The organism is Streptomyces hygroscopicus subsp. hygroscopicus (genome assembly GCF_001553455.1).
Taxonomy (GTDB): Bacteria; Actinomycetota; Actinomycetes; order Streptomycetales; family Streptomycetaceae; genus Streptomyces; species Streptomyces hygroscopicus.
In genome coordinates, this window is the sequence record NZ_BBOX01000052.1 from 1 (window position 1) to 6,692 (window position 6,692).

The window sequence follows — 6,692 nt, forward strand, 5'->3', positions numbered from 1 at the left end:
TCGCGGCGGCCACCGCCAGCCGGTGCGGCCACGCGGTGCGGCCGGTGGCGGCGGTGTGCGCGAGGTCGCCGAACGGCTCGTCGGCGCGGGCCAGCCGGGCGGCGTAGCGCCCGGCGAGGTCGCGCAGCGCCTCGGGGGTGCGGGCCGAGAGGGTCAGCACCTCGTCGGCCTCTCGCGCGGGCGCCGTGGTGCCGTCCCCGGGCGCGCCCTGGGCGTCGCCCGGTCCGTCCGCCGGGGCCTCGGACAGCACGACATGGGCGTTGGTGCCGCCGAAGCCGAAGGCGCTGACGCCCGCGGTGCGGCGCCCGGCCGGCCAGGCGCGCGGCTCGACCGGGATCCGAAGCGGGCTCTCCAGTCCGGCGATGTGCGGGCTGGGCCGGGTCAGGTGCAGATGCGGCGGGATGGTGCCGTGCTGGAGGGAGAGCACCACCTTGATGAGGCCCGCGATACCGGCCGCGGCCTCCAGGTGCCCGATGTTGGTCTTGACGGAGCCGAGGTAGCACGGCCCGGCCGTCCCGCCGCGCGGGCCGGGTCCCCCGGTGAGCACCTCGGTCAGCGCCTCGTACTCGACGGGGTCGCCCAGCGCGGTGCCGGTGCCGTGCGCCTCGATGTAGCCGAACTCGTCCTGGGTCGCCCCCGCCGCGTCCCAGGCCGCCCGGATCACATCGCTCTGTGCCTGCCCGTGCGGGGCGGTCAGCCCGGAGGAGCGGCCGTCCTGGTTGACGGCCGAGCCGCGGATGACGGCCAGCACCCGGTCGCCGTCGGCCCTCGCCCGGGACAGCGGCTTGAGCACCACCACCCCGCAGCCCTCGGACCGTACGTAGCCGTCGGCGCGCTCGTCGAACGCCTTGCAGCGGCCGTCTGCCGCCATCATCCGGGCGCGCGAGAAGACGGCGGTGTAGTCCGGGCTGAGGATGAGGTTCACCCCGGCGGCCAGCGCCAGGCCGGTCTCGCCGCGGCGCAGCGCCTCGCACGCCTGGTGCACGGCGACCAGCGAGGAGGAGCAGGCGGTGTCCAGGGCCATGCTGGGGCCGCGCAGGTCCAGCAGGTAGGAGAGCCGGCCCGCGGCGACGCTCAGGGCGTTGCCGGTGCCGTAGTGGGCGCCGAGCGCCTCCCTGGCCCCGGCGGTCAGCCGGGTGTAGTCGTTGTTGCTGATGCCGACGTACACCCCGGTGGCGCTGCCGGCCAGCGAGTCGGGCACGATCGCGGCGTTCTCCAGCGCCTCCCAGGCGACCTCCAGCAGCAGCCGCTGCTGCGGGTCGATGGCGACGGCCTCGCTGGGGGCGATGCCGAAGAACTCCGGGTCGAAGTCGGCCACGTGGGGCAGGAACCCGCCCCAGCGGGTGCTGGTGGCGCCGGGCCGCTTCAGCTCCGGGTCGTAGAGGGCGTCCGCGTCCCAGCGGTCGGCGGGCACCTCCGTGATCGCGTCCGTGCCGTCCAGCAGCAGTTTCCAGAACGCCTCGGTGTCCTCGGCGCCGGGCATCCGGCACGCCATGCCCACGACGGCGATGGGCTCACCGCGTCCGGGGGCGCCGTGGGCCGTGGCCGCGTCGCCGGTGGCGGTGTCGCCGGTGCCGGTGTCGCCGGTGCCGGTGTCGCCGGCCAGGTGGCGGGCGATGGCCTCGGCCGTCGGATGCTGGTAGAGCAGGGCCGCGGGCAGGCGGCGGCCGAGGGCGCGCCGCAGGGCACCGGAGATGGCGACGGCGGAGGCCGAATCGACCCCGTACGTCTGGAAGGTGGCCCGGGGGTCGAGCCGGTCCGGCGCGACGCCCAGGTGGTCGGCGACCGTCTCGATCACCAGCCGGACCAGGTCCTCGCGGGCGGGCCCGGCGGATTCCGGGGCCGGGGCCGCCGGGGCGAGGCCAGTCCAGGTGGCGACGGCGTCCAGGGTGCCGTCGAGGTAGCCGCGCCGGGCGGCCCGGCGGGCGATCTTCCCGCTGGAGGTCTTGGGGACGGCACGGGTGCGCAGCAGGACCAGCGCGTGCAGCGCCACATCGTGTTCGGCGACGACCGCCTCGGCGACGGCGGCGCCCAGCCGTTCGGCGTCCACGTCGTCCTGGCGGACCTCCTGGACCACCACGACGCGCTCCTCGCCGGCGGAGCCGCCGGTGCCCGGTTCGGGATCCAGGGCGAAGGCCGCGGTGCAGCCGGGCCGGAAGACGGGGTGGACGCCTTCGACGGTGCGCTCGATGTCCTGCGGGTAGATGTTGCGCCCGCGGATGATGATCATGTCCTTGACGCGCCCGGTGACGCACAGCCGGCCGTCGGCGGTGAAGAAGCCCTTGTCGCCGGTGGCCACCCAGGTCTCGGCGCTGTCGGCGGGTTCGCCGGCCAGCCGGTTGCCGAAGGTCTCGGCGGTCTCCCGGGGGCGCTGCCAGTAGCCGTGGCCGGCGCTGGGTCCGCTCAGCCAGATCTCGCCCACCTGGCCGTCCGGGACCGGGCGCCGGGTCCGCGGGTCGACCACGGCCAGCCGCTGGTCCAGGTGCGCGTGGCCGACGCCGACCAGCGCCCGGGAGCCGGGGGTGCCGGGGGCGACCTCGACGATCCGGTCCTGTTCCAGCGCCGGGCCGTCCAGGTGGTGGACGGTCGCGCCGTCTCCGGGGAGCCCGGCGGAGACGAAGACGGAGTTCTCGGCGAGCCCGTACCCCGGGTACCAGGCGGACTCCCGGAAACCGTACTCGGCGTAGGTCCGGGTGAAGCGCTCCAGGGTGTCGGGGCGGATCGGCTCGGCGCCGTTGAGGGCCACCTGCCAGCCGCTCAGGTCGAGCCCGGCACGGTCCTCGGGGCGGGTGCGGCGCACACACAGCTCGTACGCGAAGTTCGGCGCGCAGCTCAGGGTGCCCTGGTGGTCGGAGAGGGCGCGCAGCCAGCGGATCGGCTCCAGCAGGAACGCCTCCGGCGGCATGTAGATCAGCTCGGCGTGCCAGTACAGGGCCTGGAGCAGATTGGCGATCAGCCCCATGTCGTGGAAGAGCGGCAGCCAGGAGACGAAGACCGGCTGCTCGCTGTGGCCCATCGCCTCGGCCATCATCCGGCAGTTGTGCAGCAGGTTGGCGTGGCTGAGCATCACCCCCTTGGGGTTGCCGGTGGACCCGGAGGTGTACTGCAGGAAGGCCAGTGCGTCCGGGGCCACCTCCGGCCGGCTCCAGTCGTCGGCCGCGGACGGCGGGACCCGGTCGGTGGCCACCCAGCGCGCCTGTGGGTGGTACGTCCCGGCGAGCTGGTCGTACAGCCAGCCGGGGGCGGCGACGATCGCGGCGCCCGAGTCCTCGGCGACCGCGCCCAGCCGGGCGGCGTGCTTGTCGGAGCGCGGCGGGTAGGCGGGGACGGCGACCATGCCCGCGTACAGACAGCCGAAGAACGCGGCCACGAACTCGGGGCCGGACGGGTACAGCATCAGCACCCGCTCGCCGGGGGCGTGCCGGCTCCGCAGGTCGGCGGCGATGGCGCGGGCCCGCAGGTCGAGGTCCGCGTAGCTGAGACGTTCCGTGACGGCCTCGCCGTCGGCGAGGTAGGTGAACGCCGGCCGCTGCCCGCCTTCCGTGCCGCGCAGCCGAAGGAGATCCACCAGGTTCCCGGCCGCGGGGGCCGGTCGCGCTATCGAGGGATAACCGCTCACGTCTTCCTCTTTCGGACGAGCTGGGGAAACATGCGACGGGGCAGGCCGGAGCGCCGGCGGAAAGGACCGTGCCGAACCGCCACGAAAATGACCGTGCCGAGCTGCCACGGAAAGAACCGTGCCGAGCTGCCACGACAATGACCGTGCCGAACCGCCACGGAGAGGACCGTGTCGAGCCGCCAGGGAGATTTCCGCCGGCTGTGCCGCGATGGCTTACTCAGCGGCTTCCTCGGCGCCCTCCGGCCGGGGCGGGGACTGCGGCGGGTAGAAAAGCTCGACGGCCGGTTCGGCGCGCCGCAGGGCCCCCACGAATTCCTCGGTGGAGGCCAGCGGAATGAGCTTGCTGTTGACGAAGGCTCCGGTGGAGTAGCCGGTCAGCACGGCGGCGTGGGCGGCCTCGACATCCGGGAACTCGACCACGACGGCGAAGTTGTACTCGACGTCGCGGGTGAACCAGTAGTTCACGACCTTGCCGCCCAGAGAACCGTAGAACTTGAAGGCGTGCTCATCACGGGCGATGATCCCCTCGGGATGGTGCAGCACCCCCCGGACGACTTCCTGTGAATACTGGGCAAGAATCAGATACTGCACCACGGCAAACACCCTCCGAGAAATTCCGTCCTTCCCGCTGATGCTGCCTCTCGCGCGGTAACCGCACCAACCGTTTGTCAGCAAGACGACAGCGCCTGTCGCGCTGCGGCCAGAGGGCGGGACCGGAGGACTCCCGGAGGGTGCGCCGACGCCGGCGCGTCAGGGCTGAAGGGCCTCGCACAGCAGACGCAGATCCCGGTGGGCCAGGTGCCAGACCGTGTGGTAGCTCTCCAGCAACGGCGAGGCCACGTGGTCGAGTTCGCCCTTCTCCACCCGGAGCAGGGCGTCCTCCAGCCGCCGTGGATAGCTGACCCACAGCGGTGCGGCCGCGGCCGCCGCCGCCAGCGCGTCCCGGGCCCGCTCGTGGAAATCGCGCAGATCCCGGCCGATGGTCTCCCGGCCGCCCGCCTGATAGCCCGTCACCAGCTGCTTGAGCGAGCCGTCGTGGGCCTCGAACCCGGCCAGCGCCGCGGTGAGCGCGGCGCGCCCGTCCCCGGTGAGACCGGCCAGCCAGTCCCCCACCACGGACGCCGCCGCCTCGGTGCCCTCGGGCGTCAGCCCGTACAGCTCCCCGCGCGGGCTGCGCACCTGCCGCACCAGGCCCGCTCCGGTCAGCCGGGTCAGCGGACCGTCCGGCTCCGCCACCCCCCAGGCGGGAAAGCGCTCGGCGCCCAGCCAGCCGCCCACCCGCAGCGCGTGCAGAACGCCGCCGTCGACATCAGGAGTGCTCATCGTCCTTCTTCTGCCTCTCGTGTGCTTGGTGTGTCTGGGGGTTCCGGGCAGGGGGTGGCTCTCGGGTAGGAGGTGGGTTTCGGGTAGCTGGGGGCGGGTCACAGGTACGCCTTGGCGTGGGCGACGGCGAGCCGGGCCAGCGGCCCGTCCGTCCGCAGCCGCTCCCGGGCCCGTTCCGCCGACCGGCGGGTCACCGTCCGCACCCACGCATCCGCCGGTCCTACGACCACATCGGTGGCGTCCTCGGGGCCGAAGGTCCACCGGCCGAACGGGCCCGCCTCGAGGTCGAGTCGCAGGGTGCGGCCCGGCGGAATCCGCACCCGCGCCCGCACCAGCGCGAACCGCAGCGTGTCGTAGCCCAGCGAGGCCACGTGCCACGCCTCGGCGGTCAGCCGGTCCGGTACGCCGAGCGCCCGGCCCAGGTCCCAGCCGTGCGCCCAACTCTCCATGAGCCGGGCCTGGGTGAACGCGCGCACCGACAGGCCGAGGCCCCAGGGCACCCTGGTCCGCTCCCCGGCCCCGGCGAGTGCGGCCAGGGTGGCCTCCTGGGCGCGGATCAGCCAGGCCAGTAACTCGTCCCGGCCCCGACCGTCCGCCCGATGGGCCCCGGCCGCCGTGAACGCCTCCGCGTCCGGGTACGGCCGCAGCGCCTCGGCGAACGTCCGGGGGCCCGCGGTGACGGTGTCGGCCGCGACCTCCTCGGTGTCCGCCAGGTGTCCGATCTGGTGCCGGACCGCCCACCCCTCGGCTGGGGTGAGCAGGTCCAGCTCCCGTTCACCGACCCCGGCGAGCAACGCACGCACTGCGTGGAACTGGCGACGCAGGTCCCGCAGAGCGGTGTCCCGGCCCGGCCCGGCGGTCGGGGTGGCGGCCAAAGCGTCTGCCGGGGCGTCGGTCACTTCGTGCTCCGCTTCGCCTCGGCGATGGCCAGGGACCAGCGGGCGTGCTCCGTCAGCTCGGGCGTGGGCAGCACCAGGAAGGCGAGGGGGCAGTCCGGCAGCCGGGTGTGCCAGGGGCGGGCCGGGTCGGGCGCGGGGTGCAGATAGGCGACCCGGCCGCCCCGTGCCGTCCAGGTCTCGGCCACCCCCGGGTCGCCGGTGGCGACGAGCCGCCCGTCGGCGGCGGGCAGTTCATCCTCGGTGGCGCACATCTGGACCCGTGGCGGCCCGGCTCCCTCCGCCCCGGCCGGTGCCGGGGCGGCCAGGACGGCGAGCGGTCGGCCCGTGGCGTCCTCCAGCGCGATGCCGGGGGCTCCTCCGGCGGCCCCGCCGCCCCCAATGGCCCCGCCGTCCCCGACAGTCCCGCCGTCCGCCCCGGGGGCCGGGTCCGGCGCGGAGAGGCAAATCACCGTGTTCGTCGTCACCGCCGACGGCAGCTCCGCCGCCCGTTCCAGCGCGGACTCCCCCGGCGCGGGCGCGACACGGCCCCGCCACACCCGGCCGGTGGTGCCGCACACGGTCACCTCGAAGGGCGGCTCCCCGCCGGGTTCCGGGCCGTGCGGCCGGGCCGTGACCGCCGGATCCAGCAGTTGGGCGCCGACCACGGTGGGCACGTCGAGCTCGCGGGCCACGACGGCGGCGTGGGAGGTGCCGCCACCCTCGAGGGTGACGACCGCCGCGGCCTGGGCCATGGCGGGGAAGTCGGCGGGCTCGGTCGTCGGGCGGAGCAGCACCGCAGTACCGGGCGGATACCGGAAGACCTCCTCGACGGTGGTGACGAGCGGGCCGTGGCCGACCCCGGCGCAGGCGGG

The 6,692-nt window shown here is 74.9% G+C and carries 5 protein-coding genes; all 5 read right to left on the reverse strand.

Features of this window, described 5'->3' with window-relative positions; all coding sequences use genetic code 11:
- The coding region (locus AXW62_RS07065; protein ID WP_159060823.1) for a beta-ketoacyl synthase N-terminal-like domain-containing protein at positions 1 to 3,619 on the reverse strand (3,619 nt) is incomplete at its 3' end.
- A 213-nt stretch (positions 3,620 to 3,832) separates the two neighbouring features.
- Complete coding sequence (locus AXW62_RS07070) at positions 3,833 to 4,213, reverse strand: GYD domain-containing protein (protein WP_159060824.1); 381 nt, start codon at positions 4,211 to 4,213, stop codon at positions 3,833 to 3,835.
- A 156-nt stretch (positions 4,214 to 4,369) separates the two neighbouring features.
- Positions 4,370 to 4,942, reverse strand: a complete 573-nt coding sequence (locus AXW62_RS07075) for a hypothetical protein (RefSeq protein ID WP_060943729.1) — start codon at positions 4,940 to 4,942, stop codon at positions 4,370 to 4,372.
- A 98-nt stretch (positions 4,943 to 5,040) separates the two neighbouring features.
- Entirely contained in the window at positions 5,041 to 5,841 is an 801-nt protein-coding gene (locus AXW62_RS07080; protein WP_060943730.1) for a maleylpyruvate isomerase family mycothiol-dependent enzyme, read from the reverse strand.
- Positions 5,838 to 6,692: PEP-utilizing enzyme (locus AXW62_RS46615; protein WP_289305992.1), on the reverse strand; the 855-nt coding region annotated here is incomplete at its 5' end. The genes AXW62_RS46615 and AXW62_RS07080, both read right to left, overlap by 4 nt.